General features: G+C 68.3%; 12 protein-coding genes and 2 pseudogenes. 8 read left to right on the top strand and 6 right to left on the bottom strand.

Annotation, left to right across the window (positions count from 1 at the left end; genetic code table 11):
- Positions 1-27 precede the first annotated feature (27 nt).
- Both DMB38_RS25930 and DMB38_RS25925 read left to right on the top strand, forming a co-directional pair.
- The gene (locus DMB38_RS25930) at positions 28-1,329 is read left to right on the top strand and encodes a hypothetical protein (RefSeq protein ID WP_125937178.1); all 1,302 of its coding nucleotides are present in this window, start codon (positions 28-30) and stop codon (positions 1,327-1,329) included.
- Positions 1,326-1,853 (top strand): GNAT family N-acetyltransferase, encoded by a 528-nt coding sequence (locus DMB38_RS25925; RefSeq protein WP_125937177.1) that lies wholly within the window; start codon positions 1,326-1,328, stop codon positions 1,851-1,853. The genes DMB38_RS25930 and DMB38_RS25925 overlap by 4 nt, the downstream gene beginning before the upstream one ends.
- Positions 1,854-2,914: 1,061 nt before the next feature.
- On the opposite strand, the gene DMB38_RS25920 is transcribed toward DMB38_RS25925, so the two are convergent.
- A complete protein-coding gene (locus DMB38_RS25920) occupies positions 2,915-3,151 on the bottom strand; it encodes a hypothetical protein (protein ID WP_125937176.1) in 237 nt (78 codons plus the stop codon).
- 142 nt (positions 3,152-3,293) lie between these two features.
- Positions 3,294-4,825, bottom strand: a pseudogene (locus DMB38_RS37195) (IS701 family transposase).
- 308 nt (positions 4,826-5,133) lie between these two features.
- On the opposite strand from DMB38_RS37195, the gene DMB38_RS37190 reads away from it, so the two are divergent.
- Complete coding sequence (locus DMB38_RS37190) at positions 5,134-5,304, top strand: hypothetical protein (RefSeq protein ID WP_240662476.1); 171 nt, start codon at positions 5,134-5,136, stop codon at positions 5,302-5,304.
- Positions 5,305-5,383: 79 nt separating this feature from the next.
- Here DMB38_RS37190 and DMB38_RS25900 read toward each other — a convergent pair whose 3' ends face one another.
- Positions 5,384-7,207 (bottom strand): right-handed parallel beta-helix repeat-containing protein, encoded by a 1,824-nt coding sequence (locus DMB38_RS25900; RefSeq protein ID WP_164716118.1) that lies wholly within the window; start codon positions 7,205-7,207, stop codon positions 5,384-5,386.
- Between the two features lie 113 nt (positions 7,208-7,320).
- On the bottom strand, positions 7,321-7,893 hold the full coding sequence (locus DMB38_RS25895; protein WP_206337747.1) for a gluconate 2-dehydrogenase subunit 3 family protein: 573 nt from the start codon (positions 7,891-7,893) through the stop codon (positions 7,321-7,323).
- 64 nt (positions 7,894-7,957) lie between these two features.
- Between DMB38_RS25895 and DMB38_RS37185 the strand changes: the two genes are divergently transcribed.
- Positions 7,958-8,527 carry a transposase gene (locus DMB38_RS37185; protein WP_346429520.1) on the top strand — a complete coding sequence of 190 codons (570 nt, stop codon included), beginning with the start codon at positions 7,958-7,960 and terminating at the stop codon, positions 8,525-8,527.
- On the top strand, positions 8,437-9,891 hold the full coding sequence (locus tag DMB38_RS25885; RefSeq protein ID WP_240662751.1) for an ATP-binding protein: 1,455 nt from the start codon (positions 8,437-8,439) through the stop codon (positions 9,889-9,891). Before DMB38_RS37185 ends, DMB38_RS25885 begins: the two co-directional genes overlap by 91 nt.
- A 169-nt stretch (positions 9,892-10,060) precedes the next feature.
- On the opposite strand, the gene DMB38_RS25880 is transcribed toward DMB38_RS25885, so the two are convergent.
- On the bottom strand, positions 10,061-12,364 hold the full coding sequence (locus DMB38_RS25880) for an alpha-L-fucosidase (RefSeq protein WP_125937169.1): 2,304 nt from the start codon (positions 12,362-12,364) through the stop codon (positions 10,061-10,063).
- A 222-nt stretch (positions 12,365-12,586) separates the two neighbouring features.
- Positions 12,587-15,790, bottom strand: a complete 3,204-nt coding sequence (locus DMB38_RS25875; protein ID WP_125937168.1) for a glycoside hydrolase N-terminal domain-containing protein — start codon at positions 15,788-15,790, stop codon at positions 12,587-12,589.
- A 312-nt stretch (positions 15,791-16,102) separates the two neighbouring features.
- Between DMB38_RS25875 and DMB38_RS25870 the strand changes: the two are divergent.
- The 3 genes and pseudogenes from DMB38_RS25870 (at position 16,103) to DMB38_RS25860 (ending at position 21,577) form a co-directional block, all read left to right on the top strand.
- Positions 16,103-17,534 (top strand): annotated as a pseudogene (locus DMB38_RS25870) (Gfo/Idh/MocA family oxidoreductase).
- A 154-nt stretch (positions 17,535-17,688) separates the two neighbouring features.
- Entirely contained in the window at positions 17,689-18,552 is an 864-nt protein-coding gene (locus tag DMB38_RS25865; protein WP_240662475.1) for an NEW3 domain-containing protein, read from the top strand.
- Between the two features lie 208 nt (positions 18,553-18,760).
- Complete coding sequence (locus tag DMB38_RS25860) at positions 18,761-21,577, top strand: family 20 glycosylhydrolase (protein WP_125937167.1); 2,817 nt, start codon at positions 18,761-18,763, stop codon at positions 21,575-21,577.
- Positions 21,578-21,646: the final 69 nt, after the last annotated feature.

The raw sequence follows: 21,646 nt of genomic DNA, 5'->3' as shown, positions 1-21,646 counted from the left end.
GGTCGCGGTGAACCACCTTCTACTGTGATGAGCATCACCAGCGGAAGACGGATGCCCATGCCCTTACAGCCGAACGAGACCCTGCGCCGTGCCATCAAGGAATCCGGCTACACGCAGAGCGGGTTGGCCGACGCCGTCAACGACGCGCACGAGCTGCTCTACGGCGAGCGTGGCGAGTGCAGCGATCGCCACATCCGCAGGCTGCTCCAAGGTGCAGTCTCCTGGCCCAAGGACTCAACGCGGCTCTCTTTACAGGCAGTTCTCGGGCTGACTCCCTACGAACTCGGTTTCCGGCCTCCCCTTCCGGCCACGCGCAGGGTTACCGTTCGGAGAGTAGACCTCCCCCAGGATCAGGACTCGCCTGTGTACCGCCGAAAGTTCGTCCTCAACGTTGGCACGCTCGTCGCGCTCCCCGCCCTGCCTGCATCCGGCCGCATCGGCATGAGCGACGTGGAGCGTATCCACGGTGCGGAGGCCCGTCTCGTCCAGCTCGATGAGGAGCATGGAGGCGCCGGGCTTGTCAGCATCGCCGGCCGATACGTCGAACACATCGAACACGCCATCCGACACTGCACGTACGGTGGCCGGGTGCAAACTGCTCTCTACCGCGCCGTCGGCGAGATCAGTGCGGAGGCAGGTTGGCTCGCTTACGACTCCCAGAAGCATCAAGAGGCCCGGGCGCACTGGCGTACGGCGCTGCAGTACGCCCGTCTGGGTAGGGCGACGGAGTTGGAAGCTCGTATCTGGTCCAAGATGGCTCGACAGGCGGTTGACCTGGGGCACGGTTCCGAGGCTGTGGGCATCGCTCGTGCTGCACTGGACGCCACCAGGGGCCGGCGGGATCCACGGCTGTCCGCGCTGCTCCATTCCCGAGTCGCTCTCGGGCATGCCGCTGCGGGCCAGGCCGGACGCTGCGCACAGTCCTTGCACCGCGCTGAACAGGAGCTGGACCGTGCCACGGACGAGCCCCCCGCGTGGCTCGCCTTCTGCGGCCCAGACGAGATCGCGGCGCAGAACGCCCTATGTCACTCCAGCCTTGGTGACCACGCCCGTGCTGCTCAGGCCGCGTACGATGCTGTCGCCCGCACTCCGCCGAACGAGTACCGCCGTAACTCCTTCGCCACACGAGTCAGCCTCGCACGAAGCACCTTCGCAGCAGGCGCTGCCGACGAAGCCTTGGTTGCTGGGCACAGCGCGCTGGATCTGTTGCCCGAGGTGCGTAGCCAACGCTGGGTCCATGAACTTGCCAGGTTCCAACGCGATGTCCAAAGGGACTGGCCTGCCGGAGCGGCCGACTTCACCGAGCGCTACCGGGCGGTGGTCGCATGAGGAGGAACGAACTGACGATCAGCTCGCACAGCCACGGCGACGCCGCCGCGTTGCGGACGCTGCTGCTCGATGTGCACGACGACTGCTATGCCGACCAGATGGATGACCCCTTTCACACGCGGGATCGGTTCGAGTGGTTCGTCGACCACTGGTCGTCGAACCCGGGCTGGGCCTGCGTGGTCGGGTACGACGCCGCTGATCCCGTCGGTTTTGCGTACGGTGCTCCACTTGCCCCCGAAACGGAGTGGTGGCGCGGTCATCTCGACCCCGAGCCCGAGCAGCAAGCCACGTTCGGTCTGTCCGAGCTGATGGTGCGGCCGAAGTGGCGCAAGACCGGCGTCTCCCGGCATCTGCACGACGCTCTCCTCAAGGACCGCACAGAGGACCTTGTGGTGCTCAGCGTGGACCGTGAGCACGAGAAGGTTCAAGCCCTCTACGAGTCCTGGGGGTACGAGAAGGTCGGCGAAGACAAGCCGTTCGATGATTCGCCTACATTCGCGGTCATGCTTCTGCGCCTGCGGTGAGCCCGCCCCGCATGCTGGGGATTCGATCGCCTGTGAAATATCCGCGGGCACTGCCGAGTTGCTTCCCCGTCTGCCTCGGCTTCCTCCGGAGCGGCGGCCAAGCGGTCGACCTCGGCTCGTGCCTCTCCGCACGTTCCTCGACAGAGGTGACTTCGCACAGTCGGCGACTGCAGAGGCGTCCAGCGCTTCGAGCGCTGACCCGCCGGCTGGAGCACGAACAGGGTCGTCGCCGGCTCGCGAACACCCAGCTAGCCACGGCCCTCACCGTGGACGGCGGTCGCCTTCGCGCAGAGAGCAGCCTCTGTTCAGGCCCGCCGCTTCTTCGTCTCCAAGGGCGGCAGCGAATGGTCCGAGCACTCGGTGACGAACTGCGACATGGGCACTGCGCGGCCACTACGACGGCGAGCTTCCTTGGCCAATTGCTCGATCACGTGACGCGCCAGAGGGTCAGCTGGAAGCTGGATCCGCCGCACCGGTAACCGGCACGAGGGGTCAACGGCCAGGACTAAGCACGTGTCAGCATGGCGCGAGTCAGGTGCAACAGCTCCACGCGGGAGTCTCCGTGGTTATGACGGTGGGTTTGGAGAACGTCTGTCGCTCAGCGCCGGGAACACCGCGGTTCTTGTGAGGGTGATGTCGGTGAGTTCGGGAACACGTGACACCCGGTGGTGGAAGCATCGTGATGCTCCAGCGTGGGGGATCGTCGTTACCGTCGGAACTCCAGGCTCGATCTGTACGCTGCTATCCGCCGGGATCACCGGGCCGGCCTGGGCACGCGCGCCTTTATGAGCACGTACGGCATCGGGCACGAGACGATCCCGCGGACCTGCGTGACAGCCCGTCTGCGGCCCGTTGAGGGCCGCAGGAGGCGAGTATCGATGCCGCGCCGCCGTGCACGGACCGGTGCGCTGATGGATGCGCAGACTGGTGCAACACCCCTCGGCGGCACGAGGCATTTCGCCAGTTCAGCGGCCGGATGCGAGCAGGGTACAGCCATCGACACCTCTTAGCTGCCCTGGGTGGGAGGCTGGGCATGCCGCCAGCCCTTGCCGTGGATCTGTTCAGGGTTGCTGTTGTGCGAGGTGGCGTTGCAGGTCGATGTGCCGGAACTGGTAGACCGGCCCAACCTGTCGCAGCACGCCGCGGTGCTCGTGCGCGTCCTTAAGGAACGCCATCAGGTCCTGCGGGACCTTCCGGCGCATCGACAGATAGGCCACAGCCACCACGAAGCGCGGCCACGCTGTCCGCGGGAGCCAGAACACGAATCCATTCGCGAGTCCGAACACGAGCCCGAACACGAGCCCGGCCGTGAGCCCAATCGTGAGCCCGAACAGGAGCCCGATCTTGAGCCCGAAGGTGAGCCCGGTCGCGAGCCCGATGGCGGTGTAGGTGCGGCGGTCTGATACGGCAGCTGTAGATCGTTATCGGCTGCCTTTGTGATCATGGTGGGGTTTCTGCGTAGGTGTGCCAGGCCTGGTGGCAGGTGCGGGCTCGGTGTTGGTGGCGGCGTCTCCAGCGGGACCAGGCGTGGCGGTGGGCGGGGTCGCGGCGGGGTGGTGGGATGACGGGGTCGCGGAGCAGGCGTAGGAGTTCGGGGATGCTGATCGGTTCGAGGTCGGGGTCGTGGTGGTCGGCGCGTTCCAGGGCGGTGCCGACGGTGAGGAAGGTGTAGGCGAGCAGGGTGAGGACGGTCCAGCGGTGCCAGCTGGTCCAGGTGCGAGTCTGGCCCTTGTCCAGGCCGGAGGTGTGTTTGGCGAGTTGGTGGTCTTCTTCGAGTTTCCAGCGGAAGGTCGCGACCTTGACCAGGGTCGAGAGCGGGACGGGCCGAGGGCTCCAGCAGCGGTAGAACGACAGTTTGCGGGTGTAGCGGTGCCGCCGGACCAGCAGCGCGTTGTGGCCGGTGGCGTGTTGGTCGGTGGTGTCGTCGGGGTCGATCGCCAGGATCGCCCAGTCGTAGGAGCGGATCCCTTTCGTGCCGGCGCCGGTCTTGAGGCGCTGCCAGCCCTCATCGGGGATCAACCGGACTGTTTTGCGGGCGGTGGTCGAGATTCCGGCGAGGGCGACGGTGTGGTCGTGCCGGACGGCCATCACGTAGCCCATGCCGAGCTCACGGATACTTCGGCGCAGGTCACGGCTGCCGTAGACCTCGTCGCCCGTGACGAAGCCGGCGGCCACGCCGCGGCTGTGCGCGGCCCTCAACATGACGGCGGCCTGCTCGGGCTTGGTCGCGAACTCGATGTCGTCGGGTATCCCTGCCAGTTCGCGTCGTTGGAGTCGAACGTCCAGGCGGCAGGGAGGTAGAGGGCCCGGTCGATGATGGTGTGGCCGCGTCGGGTCGCGAAGGTCAGGTTGACCGTGACCTGGCACAACGCGACCTTGCCGAGCGTGCCGGAGTACTGGCGGGCCGCCCCGACGCAGTCCGTGGAGGACTTCCGGTCGCCGGTCTCGTCCACGATCAGCACCGCGTCACCGTCATCCAGGTGCTCGATCGCCCACGCCGAGGTCTCGGAAAGAACTCGCTGTTCGTCCCATACCGCCCGTGACAGGAGGTTCTGCAGTTCCCGCAGGAGATGGGCGTTGCAGCGAGCGTGCGTGGCCTGGGTGTAGGTGTCGTAGGGCGCCCAGCCATCGTGCACCGCGATGCCGGTGAAGGCGGGCAGGACTCCGGCGGCGTCCATCGCCTCGACCCCGCGCCGCTCGTGCACGGTGATCAGGACGTACTTGCCGGTGGAGGCCGAGTGCACCCAGTGCAGCTTCCCGGCGACCCGCAGCGCGGTCTCATCGAAGTGCGCCATCTCGGCCTCGGCGAGCCGGGCACGCACCCCGGCGGTGAAATCATCGAGCCCGGCGGCGGCCCGCGCGGTCATCGCCGCGACCGTCCCCGCCGACATCGGGGTGCCGAACAACTCGGCCAGCGCTTTGGCGGTGCGGTCCTTGGGCAGGAACTGCCCCACATACAGATAGACCACGATCGCGGCGCACCGGTGCCTCCACCCCCGCCGGGGCGTCCGCGGTAGTGACCGTCCCGCACCCGCACTGCCGCTTGACCAGCTGATACTCGGTCACCTTCACCGAGATCGGCGGAATGTCGAACACCTGCCGCCGCTCCACCCCGACCTCGGGCGCCCCGCTCAGCCCTCCGCCACAACCCCGGCAGCAACGGGGCACACGCCTGCGACAACGATCGGGATTGGCCACCTGGCACAGCGTCTGCCCACGATGCCCGGCCTGCCCACCAGGCCGCCGGCCGCTCTTCCCGCGCAGTGACCTGGGCGCCGGCTTGGCCAGCCCATCCAACGACGGCGGCCTGGAGGAGTTCGAGGAGTCCTTGCCCACCCGCGCCCGCAACTCGGCGTTCTCCGCACGCAACGCAGCCACCTCAGCCCGCAACTCCACCACCAGCGCGGCCAGTTCCTCATACGACGGCGGCTCGGCGGACACCCCACCATGATCGACAGTCAGGACACCAAGATCAAATCGGACACGCCCCTTGGACCTGACCAGTCACCTTTTCTTCCGCCGGGCTGACGCTAACTCTTTAGCTCGTTGGCGCGGCACACGATCGAGTGCGTGGTGTCGGCATCGTAGAAGAGACTGGGAGCTTCAATGTCCTTCTGCGTCGTCCAGACATTGCCTTCCACCCAGAGGCCGGTTCCTAGCTCGGCGCGAATGCTGCCGCGCATCTTCTCCGCAACCGGCGCCTCCTCGAGATTCGTCACGAAGTTGTTCCTGATCACCAGGTTCTTGAACGAGGAGGCTTTTACTGCGGGGCCCGACATTTCTGTAAATTCGTTCTCCTCAAGCAACACTCCATCGAGCAGAGGATACGCAGTGCTGGCGCCGCGGACCGTCGCGCCTAGCTCAATGACTGGTCCATCGTCGGCTCCGATGGAATTGGATGACACGAACTCGTTCCCCCGGATGATGACGTTACGCGCGCCGAAGCCCTCTGCCCAGAGGCCCGGGGACACGTCTGGTTTCAGAAGCATGGCGGCGAACTGGTTATGAAAGAAACGGTTATCTTCGACGAGCCAGTCGGCGCTGTTGCACAAGACGCCTCGCGCCCGATTCTCGTGGAAGTAGCAATTGCGAACAATAACATTGTGTGAACCATAGCGTCGATTGAAGAGAATGGCGTCATTGGCGATGCGCCTGGGAAGCTTCTGGCTGAAGATCAGTGTGACTTCGCTCTTCTCGGAGTCCACGGCGGCAGATTTCAGCTTGGCGGTAAAGCCGGCCGGCGATAGATCAGCGTTGCGGAGCTCGACTGGATCGCCAGCCGAGAAAGGACTTTGCCAGACGACGATGTTAGTTGCGACCAGGGTGTAGTCATCCACGCGGCGGACACCCATGTGGATGTTGTCGTGAATGTTCACGCAGTCGTCGCCCATGAAACTGAACTCGCATTGCTCCAGCCGGATGAAACCTTGCGACTGCATGACATGAAATCCGTCGGCCGTGGTGGTGATGGGGCGGCGCTCGTTTGCTGGAGGAGCGATGCGGCAGTTGACCAGCTCGAAGTGATGCTGATCGCCGCCAGTGACGAATCCCTCGCCAGGAAACGTGTAGATGTTCACGTTGCGGAACGAGAGATGGGAATTGCCGCCCATGACAACGGCGTGCTTTTCGTAGGTGTAATGGCGCAGTAGGTAAAGGTGGCCTACGATGGGGTTGATGCGATCGGTTGGCCACACGCGCACCGTTTGCGCATCGAGCTTCTCAATCTTGGTGGGTGCGAAGCCGTCGAACTCCGTGCCGGCGCCCGGCGCACGCAGCTCTTCATCGAGCGGGTTCATCGTGACCCAAACCTTGGGATCGAGCGGCGCATCCGTCTCGAAGCGCATCACGAAATTCGATTGATCGTGGGCCAGTTCGGTAACTCTGCCTACCCAAGCCGGCGGATCGATCGCGCAATCCCAGTCCAGATTGAAGTTGGAGAACACCGATCGTTGGCAGTTCTTGATCGATACACCTTCGCCACCTTCGATCAGGTGGAAGAGAAACGTCGCCCCGCCGCCATCGAAGGTGAAGTCGGCAAGAGAGTCGAAGACAATCGTTTGGCCGGAGGCGATGCGATATACTCCCTTGTCGGCGACGAGTTTGGAGGCCTTCACTTTGCGGCACTGGTGGAGTGCAGCTTTGAGCGCGGCCAGGTTGCGGTCCGGACCACTGGAAGGCGGCGCCGCTCCATCCGCCACCGCGCCGAAGTCCCGGAGGTGGACGACCGGGCCATTCGGGTTCCTTGGCGCGTCGATAGTGAAGGGCTGCGCTCCACTGGGCAACGGCGGCTCCGCTGCGCCTCCCGATCTGCGCATCGCGCCTTGCAGGAAGGACCACGGAATTGCCACGGACACCGCGGCGAGAATGCTATTTCGTATAAACCGCCGGCGCTGCATTATAGGTCTCCCATTCTGAATCCTAATTCTGGCATGCCGTTGCGATGTCAGGTTGATATTCACGCAGGCGTCTATTCACTCACAGTCGCCCAACGCCTGCCGTTGCCGGCCTGGCTCACAGGCAGGCAGCCGCGGTATGCGCCCGGTATCGCCAGATATTGCAACACTCGCGTCGCACCGGGCTGCGAAGTGAAGAACGCCAGCAAGGCCAGTTCTCTCGTTGCCAGGATAAATGACTGTTGGTGCGCGTCTGTCGAGGGCCTAGTTCGTTGCTCCAGCAGTGCGGCCGCGCGAACTCTCTGTACGAGGTCCTTCTGCTTCCGCGAGACGAGTGCGCGTTCCTCCGCGATGGCCTCATCCTGAAACCGCTGCACCAGCGCCCTTTGCTGTCCCCGCTCCAGGCTCACGAACGGCTTGTGATGCACTTGCTGCGCGACCGTAGCGAAATGACGCAGCCCATTGAGGTAGTCATCTCGGCCTTCCTTCGAATAGACCTCTTTCAACATCCTATCAACAAAGGCAGGTACACCGACGTCGAGCGCCCCCGGTGTGTCGGTCGCAACAAAATACGAGGGAAGCGCACGGATACAGCAGCTGTAGATCGTGATCTCCTGGGTGTTGCTGCTGGTCGGCGTCTTGATCACGGTGTGGTGGAGTCCGGGACATGCGGGACGGCCGCCGTGATCGTTGCTTCTTGTGAGAAAAGACATGATCCCGACGGCCGTCGGGGGAACGATAACGCATGCCCGTCATCAGGGGCTGTGGGATGGGTTGATGGCCCGGATAGCGGGTTGTTTCCGCAGGTGGGAGCCTCGGCGGGTGGCCGGGGAGTTCGCGGCGGGGTTGCTGATGGAGTTGGAGGACAAGAACTGCTGGACCCTGGCCGAGGCGGTCGGGCACTCGGGTCCGCACCGGCTGCAGAACCTCCTGTCACGGGCGGTATGGGACGAACAGCGAGTTCTTTCCGAGACCTCGGCGTGGGCGATCGAGCACCTGGATGACGGTGACGCGGTGCTGATCGTGGACGAGACCGGCGACCGGAAGTCCTCCACGGACTGCGTCGGGGCGGCCCGCCAGTACTCCGGCACGCTCGGCAAGGTCGCGTTGTGCCAGGTCACGGTCAACCTGACCTTCGCGACCCGACGCGGCCACACCATCATCGACCGGGCCCTCTACCTCCCTGCCGCCTGGACGTTCGACTCCAACGACGCGAACTGGCAGGGATACCCGACGACATCGAGTTCGCGACCAAGCCCGAGCAGGCCGCCGTCATGTTGAGGGCCGCGCACAGCCGCGGCGTGGCCGCCGGCTTCGTCACGGGCGACGAGGTCTACGGCAGCCGTGACCTGCGCCGAAGTATCCGTGAGCTCGGCATGGGCTACGTGATGGCCGTCCGGCACGACCACACCGTCGCCCTCGCCGGAATCTCGACCACCGCCCGCAAAACAGTCCGGTTGATCCCCGATGAGGGCTGGCAGCGCCTCAAGACCGGCGCCGGCACGAAAGGGATCCGCTCCTACGACTGGGCGATCCTGGCGATCGACCCCGACGACACCACCGACCAACACGCCACCGGCCACAACGCGCTGCTGGTCCGGCGGCACCGCTACACCCGCAAACTGTCGTTCTACCGCTGCTGGAGCCCTCGGCCCGTCCCGCTCTCGACCCTGGTCAAGGTCGCGACCTTCCGCTGGAAACTCGAAGAAGACCACCAACTCGCCAAACACACCTCCGGCCTGGCCCGGCGCCATCTGCAGCCGCTGGAGGACATGGTGGAGACGGCGTCGGCGATCTCCGAAGGCGACCTGTCACGCCGGGTCGACACCTCGCCAGCGGGCGGCAGCGAGGTCGAGCAGCTCCGCGAGGCGCTCAACGCAATGCTGCAGCAGATCGAGGACGCCATGGCCAGCCGCGAACACGCGGCGGCCCGGCATCGCCAGTTCCTCGCGGACGCCTCCCACGAGCTGCGCACCCCCCTGGCCACCGTGCAGGGCTACCTCCAGCTCTACGAGAAGGGCATCCTGGACGACGCCGAGGCCGAGCGGGCGCTGGCCCGCGTCGGCGCGGAGGCGGACCGCATGGGCCGGCTCGTCGACGAGCTGCTGGCCCTGGCGCGGCTGGAACAGCAGCCGGCCAGTGTCCGCGCCCCCGTCGATCTGGCCGTCCTCGTCCGCGACGCCGCCGCCGACCTGGGCGCCCAGCAACCCGGGCGGCCCGTCGACGTGGACGCGCCCGAGCCGGTGGTGGTCATCGGCGACGACGCCCGGCTGCGCCAGGTGCTCGGGAACCTCCTGGCGAACGTACGCACCCACACTCCCGAGGACGCCGCCTGCACGCTGTCCGCCCGCGCCGAGGACGGCGCCGCGGTGCTGCGGATCGCCGACACCGGGCCCGGCATGCGGCCGGAGGACGCGGCGCGGATCTTCGACGGGTTCTTCCGCGCCGACCCCGACCGCGCTCGGGTCCCCGGCGGCAGCGGCCTGGGCATGTCGATCGTCCAGGCGGTGGTCGAGAGCCACGACGGAGAAATCGAGCTGGACACGGCACCGGATGCCGGCATGAAGGTCACCATCCGGCTCCCCCTGCGAGGCGAGACCCCACGGAACATCACCGCGACCAGTGCTCACGGCGGGGCGCGATGAACCGGGGTGTCTCCCCGCCCGACGAACACTCCAGCAGCGTTCACCCGGATGGGCCGGTCCGCGTCGACGGAGCCCGCGCCGCCCCCGTCGAGCCGCAGGGGGCGGCGGGCCGCTCCTCCACCGGGTCCGGAGGCTTCGCGAGGGCATGCGCGGGCACCGGGATGACGCCTCACCCTCCGCCCGGCGGGTGCACCTGGACCTCCGCGAGCGAGAGCGGGTCCGAGCCGGCGAGCTGGACGCGCACGTGGCGTGCCCCGGTGCCCGGCGGCAGGTCCACGGTCGTCGGACGGCCGGCCTGGCCTTCCACGTGGACGGCTGTCACGCCGGGCGCCGAGCGGGCTTCGGCGAGACCGTCCGCGGTGATGGGGGCCTTCGAGGCGAGGACCCAGAAGTCCGTCAGGCGGTCGGCGCAGCAGTCGGTGCGGTTCCAGACGTTGACGCTGTCCACGGCCTGCATCTCGCCGAGGTCGACCTGCCACCAGGGCTGGGCCGAGCCGTCCTCCGCGGTGTGGGTGACGGAGCCCGCGGCGAACCCGCCTTCGGTGTCGCCGTCCACGGCGCGCTCGGCCGGGGCGTCCCAGGCGGTGCTCTTCTGCTGCGCCGGCTTGCCCCGGGCGAGGTTCTCCGGCGCGACGGTGATCGGTACGGCGGTGGTAGTGGCCTGCCGTCCGTGGCGCAGGGTGAGACGCAGCTCGTAGTCGCCCGGCGCGGTGCCGGACGCCGGCGTGACCTTCAGCGGGATGCGGGCGTCGGCGCCGCCGGCGAGCGGGCCGGTGCGGATGGCCGCGGGCGAGACGGTCCAGCCGGCTGGCGCGTCGACGTCGACCCGGGCGGCGGCCTCGCGCCTGCCGGTGTTGGTGACGGTGAGCGTGCCCTCGGCGGTGCGGCCGGGGTTGAGCTCGTCGGGCAGTTCGGTGTGCGTGCGCATCAGGCCGTTGACGCCCGGGGTGCGGATCTTGAAGACGTAGGCGTGCTCGCTGCCGGTGGCCGCCGGGCCCGCGGCCGGGGTGTCGACGACGACGCGCCCGTCGGCGTCCCGGTGCCAGTCGAGGTCGCGGCCGTCGGACCCGAGCAGCGTGACCTCGGTGCCGCGTCCGGTGGGCACGTCGGCGCCGAGGGTGAGCTGTTCGCCCGGCCAGCTGAGCGCGGTGGCGTAGAGGGTGCCGTCCTTGACGGTGTAGCGGACGTCGTCGCCGCCGGCGGGCTCCTCGGCATGGTGCCAGTACGTGGTCCCGTAGACGGCCTCGCCGTTGACGTCCAGCCAGGTGCCGATGTCGAGCAGCCGGTTCCGCATGATCTCCGGGATGGTGCCGTCGGCGCGCGGGCCGATGTTGAGCAGCAGATTGCCGTTCTTGCTGACGATGTCGGCGAGGGAGTCGATCAGCTGGTCGGAGGTGAGGTAGTCGGACTCCGGCTCGTTCTGGTTGAAGCCGTAGGAGTGGCCGATGCCGCGGCTGGACTCCCACTTGTCCGGGTCGATGTCTTCCTTGACCGTGTACTCGGGGGTCTGGAAGTCGAGTTCCGTGCTGGCCAGTGCCCCGGTCTCGATCTTGCACCGGTTGGCGACCGCGACATCCTTGGGACGCTCGCGGTTCTTGGCCTGGTTGTAGTAGTCGGCGATCACCGGGGCGGTGTTCCAGTAGTCGACGGGCTTCTCCCACTGCCCGTCGCACCAGAGGATGTCGGGGTCGTAGCGCTCGACGAGTTCGCGCATCTGCGGAGCCATGTAGTCGCCGGCGTAGTCGTCGACCACGGGGGCGCCGGTGTACGGCACGGGCTCGCCGGTGTACGGGTTGGTGGCGGGGCGGCCGGTGTAGGAGGGGTTGGACCACTCGTAGAGCGAGTAGTAGAAGCCGGCCCGCAGGCCGCCGGCCTCGCGCGCGGCGTCGAACAGATCGCCGGCGAGGTCACGCCGCGGGCCCATGTCGACCGTGTCACGGCCGCTGACGGCGCTGTCGTAGAGCGCGACCCCCTCGTGGTGCTTGGAGGTCAGCACGAAGTACTTCGCGCCCGCGTCCTTGAACAACTTCACCCAGGCGTCCGGGTCGTACTTCTCGGCCTGCCAGCGGTCGATGAACTCGTCGTATTCGAAGTCCGTTCCGTACGTGTCCCGGTGGTGGGCGTTCGTTGCGTGACCGCCCTGGTTCATGTAGTTCCAGTACCACTCGGCATAGGTGCCGCGCGGGCCCCAGGCGGGCACGGAGTACGCCCCCCAGTGGATGAAGATGCCGAACTTGTCGTCGTCGAACCACTCGGGTGTCGGGTGGCTGTTGAGGGACTCGACGGTGGGTTCGTAGTCGGGGACCGGCTCCCGCCCGCCGCCCTGCCCGGCCGCGCCGGCCGATCCCGGCGCGCCGCCGAGCAGCGCGCCGACGGCGGACAACAGGGCGGCGGCCGCCACGAGCGTCCGCCCGCTGCGCCCGCGGGGGCGCCGGCCTCTGCCGCGAACTCCGGTGCTGTGGACCTTCGTCATGCCTCTCCATCCCGTTCGCCTGCGCGGACAAGACATCCGATCTCCACACCCCTCCGGATGCGGCGTTGTGCGGCACAAGGGGACACGCGGGAGTGATTCATCGGATGATAGATCGGTTGTAGCGCCGTGGCGTGGCCGCGTCAACCAGAGCGGGGCGCTCGTCCGCGGCCGGACGGGCTGCCGGGGGCCCGCCTCCCGTCCGGCCCGGCACGCGGAGCACGGTCACCCGCGCTTCGGCGTCACCCATGTGTCACGGCCGTTGACGCGGACTTTCACCTTGCGCCGGTTCGGTGCCCGGTCAGCGACCACGGAGTACGACGTGACCTTGCCCCCGCGCCACCTGGCACTGACCTCGTAGCCGCCGCGTGCCCGAAGCCCGGTGAACGACCCGTCGGCCCACTCGTCCGGGCAGGCCGGCAGGATCGAGAGGAATCCCTCGTGGCTCTGCAGCAGCATTTCGGTGACCGCGCCGGGGAGCCCGAAGTTGCCGTCCATCTGGAACGGCGGGTGGTCGCAGAACAGGTTCGGCAGAGTGTTGTACGCCAGCAGACCGCGGATCATGATCCGGGCCCGGTGACCGTCACCGAGCCGGGCGAACAGGGCACACCGCCACGGCCAGGTCCAGGACCGGCGGCTGTCACCCGAGACGGTCTCGGCGGTGAACGGGACGCCGTCCTTCTCACCGCACCGGGCCTTCAGCGACACCAGGGCCGCGTCCGCGAAGTCCGGCGTACCCGCCCGGGTGATCTGCCGGCCCGGGTACACCGCGAACAGGTGCGAGGTGTGCCGGTGGATGTTCTCCGGGTCGTCCCGGTCGGTCTGCCACTCCTGCAGTTGGCCCCAGCGGCCGACCTTGTTGGGTGCCAGCCGGTCGCGGAGGTCGGCGATCCGGCTCTGGTAGTCCCGGTCGGTGTCCAGCGCCCGTGCCATTTCGAGGTAGTTGGAGAACAGATCCCAGATGATCTGCTGGTCGTACATCACGCCGTCCTCGTGCGGCCCGTGCTCGGGCGACCAGCCGTTCGGCGAGACGAGCAGCCCGTCCGGCCGCTCGACCAGACGGTCCTCCCAGAACTGACAGATCTCCTTGACCATCGGATAGGCGCGGCTGCGGAGGAACTCGCGGTCCTGGGTGAAGGCGTAGTGCTCGAACACGTGCTGCATGTACCAGGCGCTGGCAACGGTGTTCCACTGCCAGGCATTGCCGCCGAAGATGCTCTGGCTGGTGCGGGCGGTCCAGCCGCGGGTGTCGGCTCCGAAGGCGTTCCGCGTCGCCACGCGGCTCGGCACCGCCACCTGCTCGACGAAGTCGACCAGCGGCAGGTGGGTCTCCGAGAGGTTCGTGGTCTCCGCCGCCCAGTAGTTCATCTGAACGTTGATGTTGGTGTGGTAGCCCGAGGCCCACGGCGGCTCGTTGCTGTCGTTCCACACACCCTGCAGATTGGCCGGCAGCCCGCCGGGCCGGGAGGAACTGGCCAGCAGGTAGCGGCCGTAGTCGAACATCGTCTGCTCAAGCTCCGGGTCCTCGCCGCCACCCGCGTACTTCGCGCGCCGCAGGTCGGTGGGGAGGTTCGCCGTGGCCTGGTCGGTACTGCCCCACGTCACGTTCGCCCGGGACATCACCGAGCCGATCCGGCGCACGTGCTGCTCGCGCAGTTTCCCGTAGTCCTTCCTCACGGCCGCCGCCAGGGTGGCCGCCACCACCGGCGCGGGATCGACACCGCGCCACCCGGCGGCGGCGTCCATGGCGTAGTCGGTCCGGGCATCCAGGTACAGCGTCAGCGCGCGGCAGCCGTCGAACCCGATCTCGTCGCCGGCCCGGGAGAGGGTGCCGCCGGCTGGAACCACCCGTACCGCGCAGGCGAACCGCAGATCGTTGGCCATCGTTCCGGCGAACCCGAGACGGCCCGCATCGGCGTCCACCGTGGTGGGGGCACCGGACTGCGCCGAGGTCAGCGAGATCGTGCCCGAGAAGCCGGCGGGGTCGTCGGTGCGGTAACGGAGCACCAGGCAGTCGGCATCCCGGCTGGCGAACACCTCGCGCAGCACCCGGTGGCCGCGCTCGGCGTAGCGCGTGACCTGGACGCCGGCGGTCGGGTCGAGCGCCCGCCGGTAGTCGGTGAGCACCGTGGCGGTCCCGGTGTCGAAGCCGGAGCCCACCAGGGCGATCCCGCCGACCTGCAACCGGCCGGAGTCGGCGCGGGGATGCAGCGTCAGCCGGTACGACGAGTAGGTTTTGGCGTCGTCCACCGTGAACGACCTGGTCGCGCCGTTGCCGTCGAACGTCTCATCGGCGCGCTCGTCGAGCACCTCCCAGGTGAGCCCGTCCGCGGAGCCGGCGAGTGTCCAGCGGGCGGGGTCGTGGCCGCGCTCCCCGCTCCCGCTCGTGATCCGGTACGACGCCACGGCCGCGGCCGTGGTGAGGTCGGCCTGCCACACGACGTCCTTCCCACGGTGCACCACCTGCCAGGCGGTCCCGTCGTCGTGGTCGACGGTCGCCGCGATGCTCTGCGGACCCGCGTGTCCGGAGGCGTCGCCTTTGGCGTGTCCGCTCGGCGAGGAAACGTACACGAACCCGCCGCCGCGCAGGTCGATCCCCGCCAGGCCCACCTCGGCCATCTGGAAGTGGCTGACACCGGACTTCGGCGCGAACGTGAAGCGGTAGTGGGAGTAAGGAGTCGGGTTGCCGACCTCGAACGTCTTGGTCTGGAAGCGCTCCTCGAACGGCGCGGGCAGGTCGCGGCCGTCCAGGACGGCCCAGGTCTCGCCGTCGTCGGAGCCGGCGAGTGTCCACTGCTGCGGGTCCCGCTCGGGCACATCGTTGGCGCTGGTGAGCGAGTAGGTGCCGACCGCCACCGGGTCGGGCAGGCTGACCTGCCAGAGCACCTCGGCGGGCGGCCCCACGATGCACCACTTGGTGCGCGGGTTGCCGTCGTAGCTCTGCGCGACCGTCTCGCCGGGGCCCGAGTCCCGGTAGGGACCGCCGGGGGCGGTCACCTTCACCGTGCCTCCGAACGCCACCCGCAGATCGCCGCAGTTCCGGTACGAGCCGAACCCGGTGACGCTGGTGTCGAAGGCGTTGTCGGGCTCGCCCATGAGGGCGTTGTCGTAGTCGTTGACGCCGCCCCACAGGCTCTGCTCGTTGAACTGCACGCGCTCCTGGACCGGGCCGCCGAACAGCATCGCACCGAGCCGTCCGTTCCCGACGGGCAGGGCTTCGCGCTGCCAGTCGGTGGCCGGCCTGCCGTACCAGAGCGACCGCCGGGAGAGCTCCGGCCACGTGACGGATGCCGTACCGGCGGCGGGCGCGGCCGGGTGGGCAGCGGCCACCGCGGGTGCCGGCAGCGCCATCTCCACCATGGAGGCGACGGCGATTGCGGCCCCCGCCTTGAGCACGCTGCGTCTCTGTGGACTGGGCTCAGCGCTCATGGACCCTCACTTCCTATTCATGGGATGAATCATGGTGAAGAAGGGCTGTAATGCCCGGCACTCGCTGAATATGCAGGAGGAGTTATCGGATGTCTAGGCTGCGCGCAGGACTGTGTGACGGCCTGTGTGCCGCTACGCCGAGTCGAGCAGGGCGTCCTCCCCGGACTGGGCTCAGGCGGCGGCGCACCGCCTCACACGTCATCACTTTGCTTGAAGTTGCTCGAAAGCAGCATCATTCGCGCACGTCTTGACACCTCGTCCCGCCTCCGGGAGATTCACGGGCACCAGAGATGTCCGAGCCAGGGAGGACGCATGCAGGAAGCATCTGGAGTCTCAAGAAGGGCCGTACTGGGAGGAGCAGCGGCCACGGGAGCCATGGCCGCGCTGGGGACTGCGGGCACCGCGAGGGCCGCCGAAACGGCCGGGACGGCCGGGACGCCCGGTCGGCCGGCGGGGCAGACCTCGATGGTGAAGCAGCCCTTCGACGTGTACCCGACCGTGCGGGTCGGGGTGATAGGAATCGGCAACCGCGGAAGCGGGGATGGCCAACGGGTGGGCCGCGGTACCCGGATGCGTGGTGCGGGCGGTCTGCGATGTGCGGGCCCCGCGCGCGAAGGCGAAGGCCGATCAGCTCGCGGCGGACGGCAAGCCGCGGCCCCTGGAGTTCGGCGGTTCGCCGGATGCGTACAAGGAGATGCTCAAGCGCGACGACATCGACCTCGTCTACATAGCCACCCCCTGGGAGTTCCACTACGAGCAGGGCAAGGGCGCGTTGCTGGCCGGCAAGCACGTGCTGGTCGAGCTGCCCGTCGCCACCGAGCTGGACGAGCTGTGGGATCTGGTCAACACCTCGGAGCGGACCCGTCGTCACCTGCTGCTCGCGGAGAACGTCTCCTACGGCCGCAACGAACTGGCCATGCTGCGCATGGCCCATGACGGCGTGTTCGGCGACATCACCAACGGCCACGGTGGCTACCTTCACGACTTGCGGGAACTGCTGTTCTCCACCACGTACTACACCGACTCCTGGCGGCGGCTGTGGCACACGCGCTCGACCGCCTCCTTCTACCCGATGCACGGCCTGGCCCCCATCGCGGCGGCGATGGACATCAACCGCGGGGACCGGATGGTCACCCTGCGCGCCACGGCCACCGAGCCCAGGGGACTGGCCGACTACCGGGCCCGGTTCGTGCCCGAGGGGCACCCGGCGTGGAAGGAGACGTACGTCAACGGCGATCTCGTCACCTGCTTGATCGACACCGCCGACGGCCGCGTCATCCGGGCCGAGCACGACGTCAGCTCGCCTCGGCCCTACAGCAGGATCAACACGATCGCCGGCAGCCGCGGCATCTTCGAGGACTACGCCGGTGCGTCTCCCACCGGTGGCCGGGTCTACCTTGAGCCCGACCACGGCGGCCACTCCTGGCGGGACTTCACCTCCTACCGGAACGAGTACGACCACTGGCTGTGGAAGAAGATCGGCGACGACGCCGCGAACAACGGCGGGCACGGCGGCATGGACTACGTGCTGCAGTGGCGCACGGTCCAGTGCATGCGTGCCGGCCTGGTGCCGGACATGGACGTGTACGACGCGGCGGCCTGGTGCTCACCGGTGCCGCTCAGCGTGATGTCGCTGGAGAACAAGGGGCGTCCGGTCCAGGTGCCCGACTTCACCCGCGGATCCTGGGTGAACATCCGTCTCGGTCTCGACACGCGTGAGTCGGACATGCCGCCCGTGGCCTGAGCAGGGCTCGCCCACGCCGTCCCGGATCAACCCCACCCCACCTCAGACCGCCCTTCGGCCCAGTCTTCCCGGAGAAGAGGAAACGCTCATGCCGATCGAGCCATCCCGCGCCGCCCTGTCCCGAAGATCCTTCGCCGTGGCCGGAGCGGGGGCCGTGCTGCTGCCCGCCACCGTCCTCGCTGGCGCGGCCCGCGCCGCCGACGCCGCGCAGACCGAGGTCACCGTCTCGCCCATCGACCTCGAAGGGCCGGCCGTCACCACCGTCACCGTCACCGTCCGCAACACCGCTCCCCAGCGACTGCGTGATCTGCGGGTGAGCTTCTCCGGGCCGGTCGGCTGGGTGGTGGAGCCGGAGGTACGGACCGTCAGGAACGGCATCGCCCCGAACGCCCACGCCACCGTGACCTTCGAACTGCTGGTCCCGGCACCGAGCTCCGGCTTCCGGCTGCTCAACTTCACCGCGACCGCGCTGTACGAGGGCGGCGACGGCCTCGCCCGCGCCACCGCCACCCGCACGGAGCGACGCGGCGAGCCGCTGCCCACCCTCGCGGCGGCATACAACAGCGTCGGCGTCACCGACGAATCGAACACCGCGCCGGGCGACTTCGACGGCGGCGGCAACAGCTTCTCGGCCCAGAAGCTCGCCGACGTGGGCCTGAGCCCGGGCGCTGCCGTCACCGCTCTCGGCGCCGAGCTGACCTGGCCGGATGTCCCGCCGGGAGTCAAGGACAACGTGTCCAGTCGGCACGAGCAGCAGCGGCGGCTTCGGCTTCCCCAACTGGTCGTTCCAGAACGTCACCGACCACGGCGCGACCCAGGTGGCCGCCGCCAACGGCCGCAACCGTCAGGACGGGTACGGCAACGCGGGTACCACGTACAGCATCTTCGCCCATTCCGTTCCACTCCAGGCAGGCAAGACGGTGGAACTCGTGGTGCTGCCGAGGCACGGCGGCATCCACGTCTTCGCCATGGCCATCGCCCCCTGAAGCGCCACGAGCAGCGGCCGTGCGGCTGCTGAAGCGGGACGTGTCCTGTCCACCAAGCGGCGGACAGGACACGTCCGAGCCTCTCAACCCGGCCTCCGCTCGGTTCCCGCCCCTCCCTGGATTGCTGCTTCCAAGGGACTAGACCACTTCGAGCGCACCTCGGTAAGGTGCTTGAAATTGCGAAAAATGAGCGCTCCATAAGCATGATCGTGCAGTGACTCCGGCCATCAGGGAGCCCCCATGCAGGTGCAGAAGCGGGAGAGACGTGCGTTGCTCTCCCCACGTGGCAAGCCATATCTGCTGCTCGCGGCGTTCGTGACAGTCCTGGGCGGGCTGGCGGGCATGCCGTCGGCCGGTGCCGAGCCGGACTCGTCCGCACAGCCGGACGGCAGCGCTCTCATCCCCCGCCCCGCCGTCGTTCAACAGGACTCCGGTCAGGACCCGTTCGTCCTGCGCCCCTCCGTCAAGGTCGTTGCCCGTGGCGAGGCGGTCGGCGTCGGGAAGCAGCTCGCGGTGCAGTTGCGCCGTGCGACCGGGTTCCGGGTGCCGGTGCGCGACAAGGGCGCCGGCATCCGCATCACGGTGAACCCGAAGGCCGAGTACACCGTCAAGGGCGCCGCGCCCACCCCGGAGTCGTACGTCCTGGACGTGGACCGCGGCGGTGTCGCCATCACCGCCCGCACCGCGCACGGCGCGTTCAACGGCGTGCAGAGTCTGCGTCAGCTCCTGCCGGCGTGGGCCAACTCGCCGCGCCCGGTCGTCACCGACTGGCGCGTACCCGCCACGCATATCGAGGACGCACCGCGCTTCTCCTACCGCGGTGTCATGCTCGACGTGGCTCGCTCGTTCCAGGACGTCGGGGAGGTCAAGGAGTACATCGACACCCTGTCCCGGCTGAAGATGAACGTGCTGCACCTGCACCTCGCCGACGACCAGGGCTGGCGGATCGAGATCACCAACGACGGCAAGGCGCCGGGCGATCCGATCGACTACAGCGCGCTGCACCGCGAGTCCGGCGCGACCGCGATGAACCAGCAGGGCCACCGCAACGAGTTGGGCCTTACCGGCTACTACACGCAGGAGGAGTACCGCGACATCGTCGCCTACGCCAGGGAGCGGTTCGTCACCGTCGTCCCCGAGGTGGACGTTCCCGGCCACACCAATGCCGCCCTGCACGCGATCCCGGAGCTGAACACGGACCGCTCGCTCCCGGCGCGCGACCCCGGCACCGGGGTGGTGGACTGGAACGGGACCGGCAGCGTGGGGTACTCGGCCCTGGACGAGCAGCACGATCTGACGTACACCTTCGTCAAGCATGTCTTCGGGCAGTTGGCCGAGATGACGGGCGGCCCATACGTGCACCTCGGCGGCGACGAGTCGCATGCCATGGGGCACGAGCGCTACGTCGACTTCATCTCCCGCGCGGTTCCCGACATCAAGGCCGCGACCGGCGTCGGGACGGTGGGCTGGTCGGAGTACGCCGAGGCCGGGCTGTCCCAGGGGCCGGGTTTCTGGGACGGATCGGTCGTGCAGTACTGGGTCGGCAGCGGCGACTGGGTACGCGACTTCATCGCCAAGGGCGGCAAGGCCGTGGTGTCCGCCGCGGGCGGTGCGTACCTGGACCAGAAGTACACCGGCGAAACCCCGATCGGCCTGACGTGGGCCTGCAGCGGCACGTGCGACTTCCAGCGCTACTACGACTGGGACCCGACGACGACGGTGAGTGGCGGCATCCCCGAGGAGGGTGTCCTGGGCGTCGAGGGCCCGCTGTGGTCGGAGACGGTACGCGGCGGTGACCAGGCGGCCTTCCTCACCCTGCCGCGAGCCGCCGCGATCCTGGAGACCGGATGGACGCCCGCGGACCAGAAGGACGTCGCCGACTTCGGCGCCCGTCTCGCCCGGCTCGGCCCGCACCTCACCGTGGCCGGCGCCAACTTCTACGAGAGCCCGGGCACCCGGTGGGCCGCCACTGTCGCCGGTACCGACGCGACCGCGCCACGAGGCGTCACGACCCGCGTCGAGCTGGGCCAGGTCGCCGCTCCGGGGACCAAGGTCGCCGAGGACGGCACGCAGATTCTCCCGGACACCGTGTCGAGCGACGGTGACCCCGCCTCCGCCAGCGCACTGACCGAGCCTCTGACCGCGACGGCGACCTGCGGGAACCGGGAGCTGCCGGTGACGTTCACCCAGAGCCGGTCACGCGATTCCCTGCACGCCGCCGGTCTCTACACCGCAGGTGTGCAGGCGGCGTTCACCAAGGACACGGCCTGCACACTGAGGACGTCGGCGGGCGACGAGGTGTCTGTCAAGGTCAGGAGTGCCGGCACCCCGGACGCCGAGGAGCCCGCCGCCGCCTCTCCTACGATCTCCGTCCCGTCCGACGTGAACGCGGGTACCTGGGTGCCGCTGAAGCTGACCGGTTTCGCGCCCGGCTACGTCGACATCCGCATCGACGGCGAGACCGTCTACACCGTGCGCGCCGACACGGCCGGCCGGTTCGAGCGCCACGGCGTCATACCGGCTGAGACCTATCACGGTGAGCAGACGATCAGCGCCGTCCAGGGCGAGCGGTCCGCGCACGAAACCGTATCGGTCACCTCTGAGGTGCGGCCGCTGCCGGATCTCATCGACCAGTCCACGCTGCGCGTGCATGACGTCGACAGCGAGGAGACCACCGGCGAGAACGGCGCCGCGGTCAACGGCATCGACGGAAAAACCAACACCATCTGGCACACGCAGTGGCACGGCACGACCCCAGGCTTCCCCCATCACCTCACCCTGGACCTGGGCCGGCAGTACGACGTGACCGGCATGCAGTACACGCAGCGGCAGAACGCCCGCAACGGCCGGATCAAGGACTACCGGATCGAGGTGAGCGCCGACGGCACCACCTGGACCCAGGTAGCCACCGGCTCCTTCACCGAAGCACTCACGCCGCAGAACGTCGAGTTCAGCGCCTCGGGCGGCCGGTACGTCCGCCTTACGGGCCTCAACTCCCAGGCGGGCAACGCCTTCGCCGGCGCAGCAGAACTCAATGTCGGAGGCCGCCCCATGTGAGACCAGGTGCCCCGGTGTGACACATGCTCCGATGCCAGGCGTGCGGAACCTGGCATCGGAGCATGCCGG

The sequence above is a fragment of the Streptomyces sp. WAC 06738 genome (genome assembly GCF_003945505.1).
Taxonomy (GTDB): Bacteria; Actinomycetota; Actinomycetes; order Streptomycetales; family Streptomycetaceae; genus Streptomyces.
This window is presented reverse-complemented; position numbering and strand designations above follow the sequence as displayed.

What these genes read in the sequence shown, in the direction of transcription:
- DMB38_RS25930 (WP_125937178.1), top strand. Translation starts at nt 28, where the DNA reads ATGAGCATCACCAGCGGAAGACGGATGCCCATGCCCTTACAGCCGAAC.
- DMB38_RS25925 (WP_125937177.1), top strand. Translation starts at nt 1,326, where the DNA reads ATGAGGAGGAACGAACTGACGATCAGCTCGCACAGCCACGGCGACGCC.
- DMB38_RS37185 (WP_346429520.1), top strand. Translation starts at nt 7,958, where the DNA reads ATGATCCCGACGGCCGTCGGGGGAACGATAACGCATGCCCGTCATCAG.
- DMB38_RS25880 (WP_125937169.1), bottom strand. Translation starts at nt 12,364, where the DNA reads ATGACGAAGGTCCACAGCACCGGAGTTCGCGGCAGAGGCCGGCGCCCC.
- DMB38_RS25875 (WP_125937168.1), bottom strand. Translation starts at nt 15,790, where the DNA reads ATGAGCGCTGAGCCCAGTCCACAGAGACGCAGCGTGCTCAAGGCGGGG.
- DMB38_RS25860 (WP_125937167.1), top strand. Translation starts at nt 18,761, where the DNA reads ATGCAGGTGCAGAAGCGGGAGAGACGTGCGTTGCTCTCCCCACGTGGC.